Source organism: Pseudomonas putida (genome assembly GCF_003228315.1).
Classification (GTDB): Bacteria; Pseudomonadota; Gammaproteobacteria; order Pseudomonadales; family Pseudomonadaceae; genus Aquipseudomonas; species Aquipseudomonas putida_S.
On record NZ_CP029693.1, the window covers coordinates 6,205,087 to 6,220,832 of the forward strand.

Here is a 15,746-nt window from a genome sequence, read left to right on the forward strand (position 1 = left end):
AGCATCCGGAGTTGTAGGGGGAGGTTTTACAGGTTGCGGGAACTACTTCCCTAAACTTCCGCTAACCAGGGTGGAGCGATAGGACGGTGATCGAGTAAAGGAAACTCGCCCGATTCTGGCCAGCTGCGAAGGGCGCGCCGGAATGCCTGTAGCTCCCGGTACTGATCTGGACTCAGGGTCGTTTCGATCGCTTCTTCCAGCTCGTCACGGTGGCGCGTTACCACTCCGTCCGTAAGCGACAACAGCCCGTCTCGCCACACCCGTTCATTGCTCGCCAGTTCCTCAGCCGTCGCGCTCAGCGGGCCAGCCAGCACGGGCTCGCCTTGTTCATTCGACACAATGCGCATGCCGGCTGATTGCCCTTCCAGCAACGCGCCGTGCGCTTCGCAAGTGATCTGTACGCCGCCGTTATCGCTGTTCTGAAACAGAAAGCGCCCGTCTTGCTCAAGCCACTTTGCCCAGATCGCTGGGGCAGGCGGGGGGGGAGGATCGAACAGCACCGGGGCACCGTGCTCGTCGGCAATGATCAATTGCCCGCTTTCCAGCCCCTGCATCAGAGCCGCATGTTCTGCGTCGCTAAGTTCAAAACCGCCGTTGTCGACATCCGAGAACAGAAAGGCTTGCTGCTCATCTGACCATATAGCCCACATACTCATAGCGAGGTCCCTTTTGCTACGTAATGACAAAGTGCCGAGGGGATATTGCACCGACCGTTAAACCCCGAGGCTGACGCCGAGTCATGCCACGCCGATGAAGTCGTGGTCGAGGCGTTCGCCGGCGTGATAATCACCTCATGCACGGCGAGAAAGCCGAGCGGGAACGTCACTGGCACCGCCGCACCAGGTGTTGCGCTGGCGATGAATGAGCCTCGGCATTCCTGCATCTGGCCCGGGCTTTTCTGATAGCCATTCGGCGTGGTAGTCGCCTCGAAAATCGAGGACGCGGCAAGCGATGCCGATCCGCCGACAACGTACCAGCCCGCCGCCGTGGTCAGCATCAGCTCAGCGGTATCGTTTGGACCCAGGGTAATCGAAGCGCGAGCCGTACCGTTTTGCACAATCGTGCCGCTCGCTGGCTGAATCACCACGCCGGCCTGATTGCCAAAGAACTTGATGCTTGAACCGGCACGAATGCCCGCAGCGGGCGGCAGCGTAAAGGTCAGCCCGGCCGCGACCGGAAACACGATGTTGCCCACATGAGCCACGGTCATCGCAGTGCTGACCGCCAGCGCGGTATAGGCCGAGTAACTACCGATCGCGCGCTGTACAAACTCGGCGGTCGCAAACAACTTGCTGTTGTCGAACTGAGGCGCGGTATAGCCAAACACCTGGCCATATTGCAGCTGCGCCGAACCGGACGCCCACCAGGCAGCCGATCCGTTGCTGACCAGCTCCAGCGTGGCCCCCGGCTGCAAGACGATGCTCGCGAGCTGGTTAATGGTGCCGCCATTGATCGTGTCCGCTCCAGCGCACACAACAGTCACCACACCGCCGCCGATGTTGCGGAAGTTGATCGCGCTGCCCCACGGCACGGCGTTAGCCGCTGGCAAAGTCACGGTAAAGGTCCCGATCACCGTAACCACCGTACCGATCGCCGCCGACGTCAACGTGGTGGCCGCCGTCAAACTGGTGAAGCCGCGATAGTTGCCGAGCGCACGCATGACGTATTCAGTTGTCGCGAACGATTTCGTGTTGTCGAACAGCGGCTGTGTGGTCCAGTCAGCACCCGCCAGGGCCTTGGAATACCGCAGCGCCGAACTGCCATGTAGCCGCCACACTCCGGTCTCTTTGGTGAAAAAAGCCGTTTCGCCATAGCGAAGCGCAACAAAGCCATACTGCGATCCATCGGGACTGATCTTGTCGTTACCGGCACCAAAAACCGTCTTTTCCACCCCAGAAGGGTTATGCAGGGCAATGGTTGTACCCACAGCGACGTCAGCCAGCGGCGGCAACGTCACGGCCTGAGCCGCTCCATAAGCCACCGAAATGAACTGCCCAGCGTCGGACGCCGCCAATGTGATAGCGCCGCTGACGTTGATCGAGCGACCGCCCGACATGTTGCCCAGCGCGCGCTGCACAAACGCGGTAGGAGCCAGCAACAGACCGCTATCGAACTGAGCCGGGAGCGGCGCCGTTGGCGAGCCCAAAAATGCCGGCGAGTTGATCGGCGCAAAACCTTGGGTCACGTTCTGGAACGTCAGCGCCGTGGTGCCCAGGACAATCACCCCATCCGTCACCAGTTGCCAACGGGTGTCGGCCAGGGTGGCGCCCTGCTCAACTGACACCAACAGCGCCGAGGTCACTTCGGGGCTGATGTCGGCATCCGGCGCCCGTGTCCAGCCGCTCGCCGCCGCCAGGTAAATGCCATTGTCCTTGGCCGCCGTCTGGTTTTTCACCAACACTCGGTCACCGGCCACCAGGGCGATCCCGTCGATGGTCAACAGCCCAGCCAGGGCGATGTTGGCTGTGGTGGCCACACGCACCGATTGCTTGCTGTCGAGCTTATACAGCTCTTCCATGATGCGCTGATCGACATATTCGCGCGTCGCCAGGACCACTGCGGGGTCCATCTTGAGCGTGATATTGCCGGTACTGGCGACGATGAAATTCATCCGCACTACTTGCGTGCGGCCGGAGCCTTGCGACAGCACGGGCTTATAGCTCGGCGCGCAGTTGGCCACCGCCACCAGATCGCCGTCCGCGTCATACAGACCGATTTCGCGAATCCATTTGCCACCCTCGTCGGCCGGGATCACCTGTTCGGCGATTATTACCGCTGGGTTAACTGGGTCGATGCGCACCTGATTCAGCGGCCGGCGGCGCCATTCGTTGATCAGGCGGGTTTGTGTTGCATTGGGGATTGGGTCGGTGCCGTTGGCATCGCCAACGCCCATTTGGCTGAACTTCCATGGGATGCCGAGTGCGTCGGCGTTCGCCTGCTTGGCCATCCCCACATTCGTGAGGATCGCGAAAAACTGCGAGTTCGCATCAATCATAATAAACGTCCAGGGTGTCTATAGAGTGTTCGCGACCCACCACGCCGAGGGTCCCGGTGATTTCGATGTCGCGCATCAAAGGTGGGTAAACATCGATAACGTCGCCTTCGTAGACGGCAACACTGATGTTCAAAGTGCCTGGGCTTTCGAGGCTGATTGCCAGCCCTGTCAGGTGCCGGGTGACTGGCTTGGCGTCGTCGATCAGGCGTTCAAGCTCCTGATACATTTCTTCAGTAATGCCGGTATCCAGCACACCGAGTTTCAGAGCGAAAGAGCCTGGGATCCCCTGCGGTGTCATGTTGAACCACTCGATGACCTCGATCAGGTACCCAAGAGGTTCCACAACCCGACGCAAGGAGCCGATGGTGCCTTTACGAGAGTGCACGTAGTACGCCGAACGAATGGCGGCGCGCTTGGTTGCCTCGACCCAGTTGCTGTCCCAGCGATCAACCGAAAAAGCCCAGGCCAAATAGGGCAACAGTTCAACTGGGCACTCGCTGGGGTTCCACAGCTGTCGCAGTGGAATGGGGGTGCGCTCAATTTGTGCCAGTGCTTCGGCGGCCAGCTGTTCCAACTTGCTGGCGTTACGCGGCAAAAGCGACGTGGTACCCATTACTCCACACCCTGGGCCAGCGTGATGGCGGTGCAGTAGGGCGCTTGGTAAGGCGTGGCCGCGATGTCGGTCCAGTTATCCAATTCGACCTTGCGCACACCTTCAACGTGCAGTGCGGCATGGATGGCTGACTCCGAGACTTCCATGGCCAGTCGGCGGCGCTGATGTACGTAAGCCAGCAGGCGTTGTTTAGCAGCCAAAAGGATTGGCTCCGATTCAGGGCCACTGGTTTTCAGGTAAAGACGGGCGCTGACCTGGTAAGGCAGGACAGCCGCACCCTGCACCGTCAGGCGATCCGCCACCGGGCGGCGGTCATCGTCGCTCAGGTAGGCGTTGACGATGTTGAGCAGATCGGCATCAGTGCGACCGTCTCCAAGCAAGGACTGCACTGTAACGACTACTACGGCAGGGCTTGGGCTTTCGGCTGTGGCGTCGGCCACGCGTCCATCAGATGCGCGAGCGTGAAAGATGTAGCTGTTGCGTGGGCCGGCGGTGCTGAGGCCTTCCCAGGCCATTTGAGCTCGCTCGCGCAAACTGTCGTAACTCTCAAGGATTTCGGGAATAGGCGGCACAGCATTGGCGTTACCCACCTGTACTACCAGGCGTTTGACGTTGTAATTAGCTGCCAAGTGCTCCAGGTCGGCGCCTTGGGCAAGGGCAAGCATGTTGGCCACGGCGCCTTCGTTGACGCGCTGGCGCCAGATCGTTTCGCGGTAGGCATTTTCCTCGAGCAGTTTGGTCAGAGGCTCGGACTCCAGCTCGAGGCGAGCGGCAATTTCCGCCTGCTCTTCTGCGGGCCATAGGCTGATCGCATATGCCTTGCGCTCGGCCAGGATCAATTCGAAGTCGATCTGCTCGACGATCTGCGGCGCTGGGAGTTGGCTGAGGTCGATCGGGACAAAGGTGTTCATACGCTCGCCCCCAGTTGCAGCGGAATGCTCAGGCTGTGTTGTTGATTACTGTCGACTTCGGCGCCTTCAAGTTCCAGCACGACCGCACCCTGCAGACTGACGCCGCTGAACTGCACGCGGCTGAGGATGATTCGAGGTTCCCAGCGCAACAACGCCATGGCCGTGGCGGCATACACCCGCAGACGCGTAGCGTCGTTGAAAGGTTGATCCACCAGCTCGGGTAGCAAGCTGCCGTAGTCACGACGCATGACACGGGTGCCAATACGGGTGCTGAGGATGTCGGTGATCGACTGACGGATGTGCTCCAAGTCGCCGATGGCGCCGCCGGTTTCTCGGTTCATAGCGGTTTACCTGACTGATCAGATCCGGACTTCACGCCGCCATGCGGGTGGTTGACCAAGCTGATATTGGCGGCGATGACATCCTCCGAAACGGTGACCTTTCCGGTGACATTCTGGTTACCGGTCTGGGTGTAATCGCCTTCGTGGGTGATCGGGCCGACGATGTGAATACCGCCTTTGCTGATCAGCTCGCTGGTGCCTTCCTCGGGCAGCACTGCGCGCAGGTGATGAGCGACGCTGTCGTACTCGATGACAGCGCCGTCGCGGTAGGTGCGGCGCTGCAGGCCAGCGCGGTCGCCGTTGGCCGGGTGCTCGTCGCTGAAAATGCCAGTGAGGGCCACGCCGTTGGCGAGCAGGCCGGACGGGCTGAACAGAATGACCTGCTCATTTACCGTGGGCGGATCCCACTCCTGGTCCAAGCCTGCACGCAAGGCAATCCACGGCAACCACGCAGTGAGCAGGTCGCCGGTTTTCACACGCACACGCGGTGGCTTCATCTGGACTTCGGCGATGGTGCCAAAGCGGATGAGGTTTTCCAGCAGGCGGGAGAGGGCGGCAATATTGTTCATGCCGCCGATGGTGGCGTCACGCGTGCGCGTATGCAGCCAGTTCAACTTGTAGATGGCAACTGTACAGGCGAATGAGTCGTTGAGATTCAGGCCCAGGCGCCAGAAATTTCGAAAACTAGACTTAGTTAACGTTGAGTACGCACTTCGATGTTCATCAAAACAAGCGAGGGTGGCATAGTGATGGCGCTTTACGGGTTGGACGTTTTAAGGCTCTCTAAAAAGGATTGTTTATGGCGCAAGATACATTTCACTACCCCGACACAGACCGAAATTTGCTCTATTCAGCAGTGCTGAAATCTGTGGCGGAGCTCGGCTTTAAATTAAAGTTTTCTGATCGTGCCGGCGGCGTTATCTCGTGCGATTCAAAATGGAGCATGAAGAGCTTCGGTCAGCAAATTAACCTGACTATCGCGACTGGTAGTCCTGGAGCCGTCTTAACTATCAGTACTTTTTCTGGTCAGGCATTTGACTGGGGGGAAGGCAAAAGCATAATCCAGTCCCTAAAAAATGCTGTCGACAAACAATTCGAAGCGACTGTGGATACCCCTGTAACAGCTCCGCCACCTGCTACCCAGGCACTCACTAAAGATCTTGCTGATGAGCACCGTGCACAAGCTCAATCACTGCGTGAGACAGGCATCATTCGACAAAAGGACCACCGCACCGATATTTTTCGAATCTCTTTGTTCGGAGTCGTAGCTGGCTTCGTGCTTATGTATTTTCAACCACAGAACGTCAAAGCACTTTGGCTTTTAGGGCTTGGTTTTGGTGGATTAGCGGTTTGGTATGTGTGGGGCATGTTCATGCCAAAGCAGTGTGTTCGGTGCAGCAAGCACACGGTGAACTGCTTGAGTTCAGTGGATACGCTGGTGGGTGTGCGAACGGAACAGCGCAGTGTTACTAACCTCAATACTCGTCAGACCGAGTGGGCTCGGGTCACCGTCAGTGATATGGAGAATCGCTCGAAGTACCGTTGCACGTCGTGCAAGCATGAATGGACCGAGACCAATTACTATAAAAAAGATGGTGGCTGAGAACTGCCTCACTGCGTTAGCTGATTGAGCAACATGTCGCGGATCAGATCGAGATCCGCATCCGTGAATCCAAGTACTTCCCGCTGCTCATATTTCACTTCCGGGGCACCACGTTCAGCACGATCTTTCAGTCCGTACTGGTGCACCCGGGCGATACGTGAAATTCGTCCGGTGAAACCGACACTGACCAGGTTGCTGTCGCCTTTGGCCTTGAGATAGCTGGCATTGCGCAATTTGCGAAACATCTTCAGCTTGCGCTGAATGCGGCCCTGTTTGCCACGTAAGTCGCGTGACTTGCGGGCCGCGTACGGGCTGTCGTCCGGATTGCGCTGGGCCGTGATTCGTTGCTGCTGAGTTCGGCGCAACTGCTGGGCGATTTTTCGGGCCAATGCAGTGCGCGCAGACGGCTCCAGCCGCTGCAGCAGCACACCTGCCCAGTCTTCGAGGGCTTGCAGGTCACTCATTGCCAGGGCGCTGTGGGTGAGGGGTTGTCAACGCCATGCCCTCGGCTGGCTGTGGCGACTGCCACTCCGCTATCAACATCCCCTCAGCAAACACCTGAATTGGGCCATCGATCGTTTCGTAGGGCGTGTACTGCGGCTCGCCGGCGTGCTTCACGGTGAAGGTGCCGTCGCCCTGTTTTTTCACGATGACCCGCTCCGTCAATGGCAGGCTCAGGCTCATGTCGACTTTGCTGTTGTCGATGACGTCGGCCTCGAACTTGATGCCATCGGCGGACTTGTCCAGGTTAGTCAGTAGCTCCGATTGGTTCGTCCGCAGCCAGCCGAGCAGTGGCAGCATTACGCTGTCGGGATGGCCGGCGAAGTCGGTGAGGATGATCTGTAGATCGTAGGCGTATTCGAACGACAGACCGCCAGCCGCGGTGCAGCGAATCTTGCCGTTGTCGATGAAGACCACCAGCCGGTCGGGGTTGTATTTGAGGTCCGGGACGGACGCCAACAAGTGGGCGCGCAGGCTATCGGGTTTGTTCATGTTGCACCTGGTGCTGGTAAACCATGTCGACCTGGGCGGCGCATTCAGCCCATGCGGCCTCGACGCGCTCCTGGTCGGTGAGCAACGCGCCGTTATTGGATGGAGCTGTTTCCGGCAGGCTGCACGGCACCACGGCCGGACAGCCACTGACGATAAGCGTCGGCGCCGGTGATGGTGGGGCGCTCGCGCATCCGGCGAGCAGCATCAGGCAGAGGCTGGTCAGCCCAGCGCCGTAGGTCTTCGTTTTCACGTTTCAATCCCTCGATCGTTCTTTCGCGGTTGGCCAAGCCTTGTCGCAACTCATCCTGCTGGGTGCGCAAGGTGGCTTGGGCGTCGCGCTCCTGCTGCAGGGTGCCGCGAAGGCTGTTCGCGGTGGCCAGATTGCGGCCGGCTTCCTCACGGGCAGTCTTGAGGCTTTGCTCGGCCAGATCGGTAACCTTTTCTGCCACGCTGATGCGCAGCTCCTGAGTCCAGATCAGTAGCGTCAGGGCCGCGAGCAAGGCGAGGCCATACAGCGCCTGACGCAACGTGCTCATGCGCGGTACCAGCCGAGCTTGTTCATGTCGCCGGTATCCAGCTTGGTGATCGGGCCGCGCACAATCACGGCTTTGATGCCCGGGGTCATAAGGTGCAGGGCCTCACCCAACAAGGCCATGTCCTCATGTTCGGTGGACTCAGGCACCACCAGCAGGTCGCCATCCTTTACGTTCAGTCGTTGCACAGCGTCGAAATCAATCATGCGGCCTCCGGCACAGGGCAGCCGGCGGCGTGCCGTTGGTAGGCGCGCTCCAGCTTGGTGTCGTACAGATTGCGTTGGTAATCGGGGCCGTTGTAACCCTTGGCAAACACGGCCCATTTCTTTGCCTTGAGCGCCTTCAGCAAGGCCGGTTCGGCTTCGAGAAAGCGCACGAACGCTTCGAACTGCTCGTTTTCGTCCTTGGCCATCCGCGCAGCAAAGTCCTGCACACTGGCGTAGCCCAGGCGTACCGCATGAAAGCCCATGATCTGGAAGGCGCCCCAACTGGCCGACTCCAAGGCGCAGGTGTCATCAATGAGCCGAGCGTGTGCCAGGCGTTGGTGTTCGGCGGTACCGCCGGCATAACCACCGGCACGCGGGTTGACCAGGTTGGGCTGGGTGGTCGCCAACTCGTCGGCGTGAGCCTGCAGGGCTGTGGCGTCATCTTCCGGCGCCCGAGGCCGGCCGAGCTGGCGGTACATGATGTGCCGCTCGTAGAGAATCTTCGGCTTGCCGTTGTCCAGGAAGCCCGCGCCCAAGCTTTCCACTTCGTTGACGGCGAGAACGGCCGCCAGTTCGACGCCGAGGCGCACAGCCGCTTGGCTCAGCGTGGCATTGCGCAGCAGGCCGGAACAGTCACTGCCGGTCAGGGCCGCGAGAGTTTTGGCGCCGGCGATACCGTCAGCGACCAGTTCCCTTTGGGTCTGGTAGGCGCGCACTGCAGTCTCGGTGGCATCGCCGAACAAGCCATCTGCGTACAGCGAGGCGCCCGCCGAGTTGAGGCGCTGCTGCAGTACTCGAACATCCTGACCGCGATCACCATGGCGAAGGGGTGTCATACCTGGTCCACCTTGCGCTTGAAGAATTGATTGGCGAGTGCCCGGGTACCCTCAACGCCGAGCAGTCCAATGACGCCGCCGAAGAACGGGCCGGTCGATGCGGGAATCCCCAGCAGCGACAGCCCGTGACTGCCGGCCAGAGCGAGGGCGCCACACAACGGGGCTTCCAGCGCTACCCGGCGCCAGGTGCCGCCGCCGTACATAATCCGCAACCCTGCGATGACGGCAGCCAGGACGCCGGCGTAAATGGCGGGCCAGTTTTGTTCGAGCCAGGTGGCGAACCAAGCCCAGGTATCCGGTTTGTCAGGCATGCGCTTCATTCCGTTGTCCGAGGTTGAGGGTGGGGAGCTGGTAGGCGTCCAGGGCGAGAAAGCGTTGGTTCAGTCCCATAGGTTCACCATCTGTCGCTGCTCTGCTTGCGGGGCGACCTCTGGCAATTGCACCGGTGTGCCGTGCGGCAGGGTGATGCCGAGGTCGGCCAGCCCGGGATTGGCATCAAGCACGGCCTCGGTGACACCGGCCGTGCGGCCGTAGATTCGCCAGCAAATGGCGTCGACGGTTTCGCCTTGTTGGGCGATCACGATGGCCATCACAGCAGCTCCACGGTGGTGTGGCTGATTCCGAGAAGGGTACGCAGCGCTTTGCGCGAATCTCGACGCAGTTGGTCGGCGCTGCTTTCTTCCTCGGTGACCTTTTTCTCGCCGCTGTTGGTCGCATCAAAACTGCTGTAGCGCTCCACCAGCTCGGCCAATGCACTGCAGTAAATGACGCGGCGATAAAGGTGCAGCAGGTGGCTTTCGTCTTTGATTTTCTCGGCGGGTACTTCGGCCAATGTGGCAAAACCAAGGCTCTGCTGGGCAGTCCGGTAGCCTGCAAGCTCCCGGTTTGCCTCGATCATGGCGTTGACCGTCGCGACCTCGAGGCGATCATCAGTGACAGCATTAGTGATACGCATGGCGGCGCGCAGATGCTGGCCGTCAATCTCTGGCCAGAAGGTGCCGTTGCCGATCGGGAAGGCAGTCGTTGGGATACCGCCGGCGATAAATCCGCTCATGCTGGTCGCTCGAATAGGTCGGCGGTGGTCGGGACTTCACAGCTGGGCAAGGAGTAAACCCGCTGATCCGCCCCGAGCCGCCGGGTGCGTGGGGACGCTCGGTTAACTGGCTGGGCCAGTATGTTTCTTGAGAAGGCGCTCGGCGCGCTCCAGATCTTTCTTGCCGCCGCAGCTGCTGTGCAGCTCGATGGCGCGTTTCAACAGGCCAATGCCGGCTTGCAACTGACCGGGTTGTCCAGAATTCACGTCGTCGATGCCTTCCAGGGTGGCGTGGCCGAGGGCGAGCACGAGCTTGGCTCGGGCTTCGTCCGGCATGTCCTGGTCTTCAGTCAGCACAGCGGTTTTGGTGAGGATGTCCAGCGGGAAGGTGCCGCCGGTCTTCTGAGCCTTGAGTGCGGCCGTTGCCACTTCCTCCGCCACCAGACAACCGGTGGTGCGGTTGAATCGGTCTGGCATCAACAGCCCGTGTTGCAACACGTATTCAGCCACCTGCAACCCGCCGGCAAAGTCGCCCGCATCGAAGTGCCAGACCATCAGGGTGGTCAGCACTTCGTCCTGGGCGCCCTGGCCCGCTGAGAGCACGCCGTCAACGTAGGGCACGTATTCAGGCAGCATCTTAGCCTTGAGTTTCGCCTTGCCCTCTTGGGACTGCACCTGCTTCAGACGGAACTGGTCCTGCTGCAACTTGGCGAGCATGACCTCGTAACCGGTGGCACCTTCCATCAGGGCGGCAGGCGCGACCGCTGCGGCCTCCTGCGCTGCACGTTTGCGCAGCTGGTTCTGTTGGGCAAGGGTGAGAGCCATGGCTTACACCCGCTCGATGTTTTCGACCAGGGCGACGAGGCCGAGGTCTTCGATGACGTAGGCCTCGTTCGAGGACTGGTAGTCGGCGACGCGGTCGTATTCCGGCTCGTCTTTCAGGTGACGACGGCGAGCGCTGGCCAGGTAATAGATGGACAGGTTGTTCAGCGTGGTGATGAGCACACCGCCCTCGATGAAGAACGGTGCGTCCTCGATCGGCAGGCCACCCAGGCGCCCCTTGCTGACGACTTCGTCGGCGGCGTTTTCTTCCTGGTTGGAGGCGGCGCCTTTTTCCACGGCCTTGAGTTGCTTCTCGTGCAGCAGAGCACGGTCGACGATCACCACCAGATCAGGGCGCTTGCGGTGCCATGGGTCGAGCATTTGGATCGCATCGAACACCAGTCCATCGAGCGTCTTGTAGTCGCCGGTGGCACCCACAGTGACTTTGCCCGGGGTAGCGCCCTCATCGAGCACGCGCTCCGGCGCCGCCACGCGGATTTTTTGCAACCAGCCGATGTTGACGTCCTGCAGCAGCGGGTTGGTGGACAGGTTGGTGTCGGCAGCGACGCTGATGCCGTTGAAGCCGATCATGATCCGATCCAACCCTTGGCGTTCGGCGATCGATGCCGACAGCTTCGGTTGGAAATCAGGAAATTTTGCCCAGGTATCGAGTTTCACGTAAGGGAACGCGGTGTCGAAGTTGGTCTTCTTGCAGCTGTAGGTGTCTTTGCTCATGCCGCTGACATCACGCGGCTGTCGCGGGGTATTCCCACTGGTGTTGGTGCGGCCGGCGGTTGGCCCGTTGACGCCCAGCAGGATCGCTTCGCCATCCGCTTCATCGACGGGGATGATGTTGATCTTTTTCAGGAAGGTGCTGGATTCCTGAATCGCGGTTTCCAGCTTTTGCTGAGGCGTCGGGGCAACGGTGAATTTCACTTCAACCGAGTCGACGCCGTTGATTTTGGCCTGCTGGGACAGGTAGCCATTGAAGGCAATACGAGTTTCTTTACGCATGGTGTTCTCCGAACTGGTTTAGGTCTGCGTCAGGGGATCAGTAGTCAGCGAGGGCCTGCCCATTGCCGCCGGAAAGCGTCGGGCGGGATTGCTGACTGTGGTCCTCGGTGGCGCCGAGGCGCTTGACCAGGTCGGCGAAGTCGGTGTTGAGCTTCTCGAACTTGGTTTGCAATTCCTGGCGGGCTTTCTGTTCAGCGGCGAAGGCTTCGGCCTGTGCGCTGCCATGGGTGGCCAGGCTTTCAATCAGCTCGCCCAGGGCGGCGAAGCTGGTGGCGTCCTTGCCTTCCTTTTCCTTGCTCATGCCGAGGAGCTCGCCGACTTTCTCCTTGAGCGCGGCGAACATGCCGGGGGTATCGGTGACTTCCTCGAATTCCAGGGCGGTTTCTTCCGCAGCGGTGAACAGGTTGTCCTTGTCCTGTTTGCGATTGGTCAGGGTGCCGTGTTGAGCGCTGAACGAAAGCGCCTCAGTGCCGAGGCTGGCCGGGGTGTCGGTGATGGCAAGGCCGACCAGGTAGGCCTTGCCGCTGTCGGCGAACTTCGGTTGGACCTCGATCGAGGTGTAGACCTTCTGGCCTGCCTTGTTCAGGGCGAGCAGTGCGTCGTTGGGTTGGAGTTGCCCGAACAGGGCCAGCTTTTTCACTCCGGCGATCTCGACCTCGTCGGCCTTCAGGGCCAAAACGTCGCCATAGGCGCCGAATTCGCCACCGGGCCAGTAACCCTTGATGTGCTCGCAATTGATGCGGGCGCCGTAGGTGTTGGGGCTGTAGGTGCTGGCCATGTCCTCGATCCAGCTGCGCTCAATGTTGCGTCCATCGGTGGTGGCGCCTTCAACGGCGATGCGAGTCCATTTGGAGCGGAATTTCTTGGCTGGGGTGTCGGTCTTGCCGGCCATACAGGGAGTCCTCATTGCGGTGGCGTTGTGCCTGGCGATGAGGGCATGGTCGGCATCGCGCGATGGCGCGGCAACGTGGAGGAGTTGTAGCGGGGTGGCTTACAGGGCGCGGAGATAGGGCCGCGCGCGCGAGAGCGGCAGCATCTGCGCCATGAACGCTATCGTCGAACTACCCACTGATCACCGCCGGCATGCCAAGCACTTGTATTGGCAGGGCTACCGCGTATGTGAAATTGCCGAACTGATCGGCGAGAAGGAAAAGACCCTTCACAGTTGGAAAGCCCGCGACGAATGGGACCGGGCCACGCCGCTCGAGCGTATCCAGGCAGCCACTGAGGCCCGCCTGGTGCAACTGATCCTCAAGGATCCCAAGTCCGGCGCGGACTACAAGGAAATCGATCTGCTGCACCGTCAGTTGGAGCGGCAATCTCGAATTCAGCGTTACCAGGGCGGCGGTACCGAGACCGACCTCAACCCTGAGTTGGCCAAGCGTAACGCCGGGGAGAAGCGTAAACCGAAGCGCAACGACATCCCAGAGGAAGCCGTCGAGAAGTTGATCGAGGCGTTTCTTGAGGGATGTTTCGACTACCAGAAAGACTGGTACCGCGCAGGCAATCAGCGCACGCGCGCCATTCTGAAAAGCCGCCAGATCGGCGCCACTTACTACTTCGCTCGGGAGGCGCTGATCGATGCGCTGACCACCGGCCGCAACCAGATATTCCTGTCGGCCAGCAAGGCGCAGGCGCACATTTTCAAAGCCTACATCCAAGCTTTCGCCCGCGAGGTGGTGGACGTCGATCTGACCGGCGATCCGATCATTTTGCCGAACGGCGCCGAGCTGCACTTCCTCGGTACCAACGCCCGGACGGCCCAGGGCTACCACGGCAATTTCTACTTCGACGAATTCTTCTGGACCTTCAAGTTCAACGAGCTGAACAAGGTCGCGTCCGGCATGGCGATGCAGAAACAGTACCGCCGGACGTACTTCTCGACGCCAAGTTCGATGGCGCACGAGGCATACACCTTCTGGACCGGGGAGCGGTTCAACAAGGGCAAGCCGACCGCCCAGCAACTGAAACTGGACGTCAGCCACGATGTGCTGCAGCAGGGCAAACTCTGCGACGACCGGATCTGGCGGCAGATCGTCACCATCCTGGACGCCGAGGAGCGGGGCTGCGACCTGTTCGACATCGATGAGCTGCGCCTCGAGTACGACGCGGCGGCGTTCCAGAATTTGCTGATGTGCCAGTTTGTCGACGACGGGGCGAGCATCTTCCCGCTGAACATGTTGCAGCCGTGCATGGTGGACAGTTGGTCGATCTGGACCGATTACCAGCCCTTCGCCGCCAGGCCCTTCGCTGATCGACAGGTGTGGGTGGGTTATGACCCAGCAGAGTCGGGCGATACCGCAGGCTTGATCGTGGTTGCGCCACCGCTGGTACCGGGTGGCAAGTTTCGGGTGTTGGAACGGCATCAGTTCCGGGGAATGGACTTCACCGCCCAGGCCGAAACGATCCGCCAGGTCACGCGTCGTTACTGGGTGACCTACATCGGTATCGACACCACCGGTTTGGGCAGCGCGGTGGCGCAGCTGGTGCGCCAATTCTTCCCCGCGTTGCGCACGTTCTCCTACAGCCCCGAGGTCAAGACCCGTCTGGTGATGAAGGCATGGGACGTGATCAGCAAAGGTCGGCTGGAGTTCGATGCCGGCTGGACGGATTTGGCCCAGTCGTTGATGGCCATCCGCAAGACCGTCACCGCCGGCGGGCGTCAGTTCACCTACACCGCCGGTCGTACTGACAACACCGGCCACGCCGATCTGGCGTGGGCTCTCTTTCACGCATTGCACAACGAGCCGCTGGAGGGCCAGACCGTGGCCAACACCGGTTTCATGGAGATTTATTGATGAGCAGCCAGGTACAGCCCGCCGTATCTCAACCCATCGAAGGTGAACACCTGGTCCAAGCTGGGGGCGGTCAGTCGATGGCATTCACCTTCGGTGATCCGGTACCGGTGCTCGAGGGTAGGGAAATTCTCGATTACCTGGAGTGCTGGTCCAACGGCCGCTGGTACGAGCCACCGGTTTCATTGGACGGTTTGGCGAAGTCCTCGAAGGCCAGCGTGTATCTGCAGTCGGGCCTGATTTTCAAGCGCAATGCTTTGGCGCGCACGTTCATACCGCACCGCCTGCTGAGCCGGCAGGCGTTCGAGCAAATCGTCATGGATTGGGGATGGTCGGGAAACCTCTACCTGGAGAAGCGCGACAACATGCTCCGGCAGGCCTTGGGCCTGACACCCTGCCTGGCGAAATACATCCGCCGAGGTGTTGACCTGGACACTTACTACCAGGTGCAGGGTTGGAGGGATGAGCACGAATTCAAACCCGGCAGCGTGTGCCACCTGCGGGTGGCGGACATCAATCAGGAAATTTACGGGCTGCCCGAATGGCTCCCAGCCTTGCAAAGCGCGTTGCTCAATGAGAGCGCCACGCTGTTCCGTCGCAAGTATTACCAGAACGGCAGCCATGCCGGATTCATTCTCTACATGACCGATGCCGCGCAGAATGAGGATTTTGTCACTGATCTACGCGGTGCGATGAAGAACAGCAAAGGCCCGGGCAACTTCCGCAACCTGTTCATGTATGCACCGGGCGGCAAGAAGGACGGCCTGCAACTGATCCCGATCAGCGAGGTGGCGGCGAAGGATGATTTCGGCGCGATCAAGAACATCAGCCGTGACGATCAACTGGCGATGCTGCGGATCCCGCCTCAGTTGATGGGGGTGGTGCCGCAAAACGCTGGGGGCTTTGGATCGATCCGCGATGCGGCTCAGGTGTGGGCTGTGAACGAATTGGAGCCGGAGCAGGCCAGGCTGCTGCAGATCAATGAATGGCTGGGGGAGGAGGTGGTGCGCTTCCGGCCATATGAGGTACCGGCGCAAGGGTGAAATTCCCT

The 15,746-nt window shown here is 60.3% G+C and carries 20 protein-coding genes and 1 pseudogene; 3 read left to right on the plus strand and 18 right to left on the minus strand.

What is annotated here, in order from left to right; all coding sequences use genetic code 11:
* Positions 1–50: 50 nt before the first annotated feature.
* From DKY63_RS32450 to DKY63_RS29020, 6 genes are read right to left on the minus strand one after another with little or no spacing between them, the layout of a single operon-like run.
* Positions 51–656 (minus strand): hypothetical protein, encoded by a 606-nt coding sequence (locus tag DKY63_RS32450; RefSeq protein WP_204354269.1) that lies wholly within the window; start codon positions 654–656, stop codon positions 51–53.
* On the minus strand, positions 653–2,995 hold the full coding sequence (locus DKY63_RS32770; RefSeq protein ID WP_239499340.1) for a phage tail protein: 2,343 nt from the start codon (positions 2,993–2,995) through the stop codon (positions 653–655). The genes DKY63_RS32450 and DKY63_RS32770 overlap by 4 nt, the downstream gene beginning before the upstream one ends.
* Positions 2,988–3,608: a phage tail protein I gene (locus DKY63_RS29005; RefSeq protein ID WP_110967267.1), complete on the minus strand. Its 621-nt coding sequence runs from the start codon at positions 3,606–3,608 to the stop codon at positions 2,988–2,990. Before DKY63_RS29005 ends, DKY63_RS32770 begins: the two co-directional genes overlap by 8 nt.
* Positions 3,608–4,519, minus strand: coding sequence for a baseplate J/gp47 family protein (locus tag DKY63_RS29010; protein ID WP_110967268.1), 912 nt, complete (start codon positions 4,517–4,519; stop codon positions 3,608–3,610). Before DKY63_RS29010 ends, DKY63_RS29005 begins: the two co-directional genes overlap by 1 nt.
* On the minus strand, positions 4,516–4,860 hold the full coding sequence (locus tag DKY63_RS29015) for a GPW/gp25 family protein (RefSeq protein WP_110967269.1): 345 nt from the start codon (positions 4,858–4,860) through the stop codon (positions 4,516–4,518). Before DKY63_RS29015 ends, DKY63_RS29010 begins: the two co-directional genes overlap by 4 nt.
* The gene (locus DKY63_RS29020; protein ID WP_110968007.1) at positions 4,857–5,429 is read right to left on the minus strand and encodes a phage baseplate assembly protein V; all 573 of its coding nucleotides are present in this window, start codon (positions 5,427–5,429) and stop codon (positions 4,857–4,859) included. The genes DKY63_RS29015 and DKY63_RS29020 overlap by 4 nt, the downstream gene beginning before the upstream one ends.
* A gap of 230 nt (positions 5,430–5,659) precedes the next feature.
* Here DKY63_RS29020 and DKY63_RS29025 point away from each other — a divergent pair, with 230 nt between their 5' ends.
* Entirely contained in the window at positions 5,660–6,463 is an 804-nt protein-coding gene (locus DKY63_RS29025) for a hypothetical protein (RefSeq protein WP_110967270.1), read from the plus strand.
* 8 nt (positions 6,464–6,471) lie between these two features.
* Here DKY63_RS29025 and DKY63_RS29030 read toward each other — a convergent pair whose 3' ends face one another.
* The 12 genes and pseudogenes from DKY63_RS29030 to DKY63_RS29080 all read right to left on the minus strand — a co-directional run bounded on the left by DKY63_RS29030 (position 6,472) and on the right by DKY63_RS29080 (position 12,792).
* The gene (locus tag DKY63_RS29030) at positions 6,472–6,927 is read right to left on the minus strand and encodes a phage virion morphogenesis protein (RefSeq protein ID WP_110967271.1); all 456 of its coding nucleotides are present in this window, start codon (positions 6,925–6,927) and stop codon (positions 6,472–6,474) included.
* Positions 6,920–7,456, minus strand: a complete 537-nt coding sequence (locus DKY63_RS29035) for a phage tail protein (RefSeq protein WP_110967272.1) — start codon at positions 7,454–7,456, stop codon at positions 6,920–6,922. The genes DKY63_RS29030 and DKY63_RS29035 overlap by 8 nt, the downstream gene beginning before the upstream one ends.
* Positions 7,440–7,706 carry an Rz1-like lysis system protein LysC gene (gene lysC, locus DKY63_RS32775; RefSeq protein WP_239499341.1) on the minus strand — a complete coding sequence of 89 codons (267 nt, stop codon included), beginning with the start codon at positions 7,704–7,706 and terminating at the stop codon, positions 7,440–7,442. The genes DKY63_RS29035 and lysC overlap by 17 nt, the downstream gene beginning before the upstream one ends.
* Positions 7,627–7,992: pseudogene (locus DKY63_RS29040) on the minus strand (Rz-like lysis system protein LysB); the annotation flags it as partial. The pseudogene DKY63_RS29040 and the gene lysC, both read right to left, overlap by 80 nt.
* Positions 7,989–8,195, minus strand: a complete 207-nt coding sequence (locus DKY63_RS29045; protein ID WP_110967274.1) for a hypothetical protein — start codon at positions 8,193–8,195, stop codon at positions 7,989–7,991. The gene DKY63_RS29045 and the pseudogene DKY63_RS29040, both read right to left, overlap by 4 nt.
* Positions 8,192–9,031, minus strand: coding sequence for an N-acetylmuramidase domain-containing protein (locus DKY63_RS29050; RefSeq protein ID WP_110967275.1), 840 nt, complete (start codon positions 9,029–9,031; stop codon positions 8,192–8,194). Before DKY63_RS29050 ends, DKY63_RS29045 begins: the two co-directional genes overlap by 4 nt.
* Positions 9,028–9,351 carry a phage holin, lambda family gene (locus DKY63_RS29055; RefSeq protein ID WP_204354270.1) on the minus strand — a complete coding sequence of 108 codons (324 nt, stop codon included), beginning with the start codon at positions 9,349–9,351 and terminating at the stop codon, positions 9,028–9,030. The genes DKY63_RS29050 and DKY63_RS29055 overlap by 4 nt, the downstream gene beginning before the upstream one ends.
* Before the next feature lie 60 nt (positions 9,352–9,411).
* On the minus strand, positions 9,412–9,621 hold the full coding sequence (locus DKY63_RS29060; RefSeq protein WP_110967277.1) for a tail protein X: 210 nt from the start codon (positions 9,619–9,621) through the stop codon (positions 9,412–9,414).
* Positions 9,621–10,085, minus strand: a complete 465-nt coding sequence (locus DKY63_RS29065; RefSeq protein WP_110967278.1) for a head completion/stabilization protein — start codon at positions 10,083–10,085, stop codon at positions 9,621–9,623. The genes DKY63_RS29060 and DKY63_RS29065 overlap by 1 nt, the downstream gene beginning before the upstream one ends.
* Positions 10,086–10,187: 102 nt before the next feature.
* Complete coding sequence (gpM, locus tag DKY63_RS29070; protein ID WP_110967279.1) at positions 10,188–10,889, minus strand: phage terminase small subunit; 702 nt, start codon at positions 10,887–10,889, stop codon at positions 10,188–10,190.
* Positions 10,890–10,892: 3 nt separating this feature from the next.
* On the minus strand, positions 10,893–11,900 hold the full coding sequence (locus tag DKY63_RS29075) for a phage major capsid protein, P2 family (RefSeq protein WP_110967280.1): 1,008 nt from the start codon (positions 11,898–11,900) through the stop codon (positions 10,893–10,895).
* A 37-nt stretch (positions 11,901–11,937) separates the two neighbouring features.
* On the minus strand, positions 11,938–12,792 hold the full coding sequence (locus DKY63_RS29080) for a GPO family capsid scaffolding protein (protein WP_110967281.1): 855 nt from the start codon (positions 12,790–12,792) through the stop codon (positions 11,938–11,940).
* A gap of 151 nt (positions 12,793–12,943) precedes the next feature.
* On the opposite strand from DKY63_RS29080, the gene DKY63_RS29085 reads away from it, so the two are divergent.
* Positions 12,944–14,698: a terminase ATPase subunit family protein gene (locus DKY63_RS29085; RefSeq protein ID WP_110967282.1), complete on the plus strand. Its 1,755-nt coding sequence runs from the start codon at positions 12,944–12,946 to the stop codon at positions 14,696–14,698.
* Complete coding sequence (locus tag DKY63_RS29090; protein ID WP_110967283.1) at positions 14,698–15,738, plus strand: phage portal protein; 1,041 nt, start codon at positions 14,698–14,700, stop codon at positions 15,736–15,738. Before DKY63_RS29085 ends, DKY63_RS29090 begins: the two co-directional genes overlap by 1 nt.
* Positions 15,739–15,746: the final 8 nt, after the last annotated feature.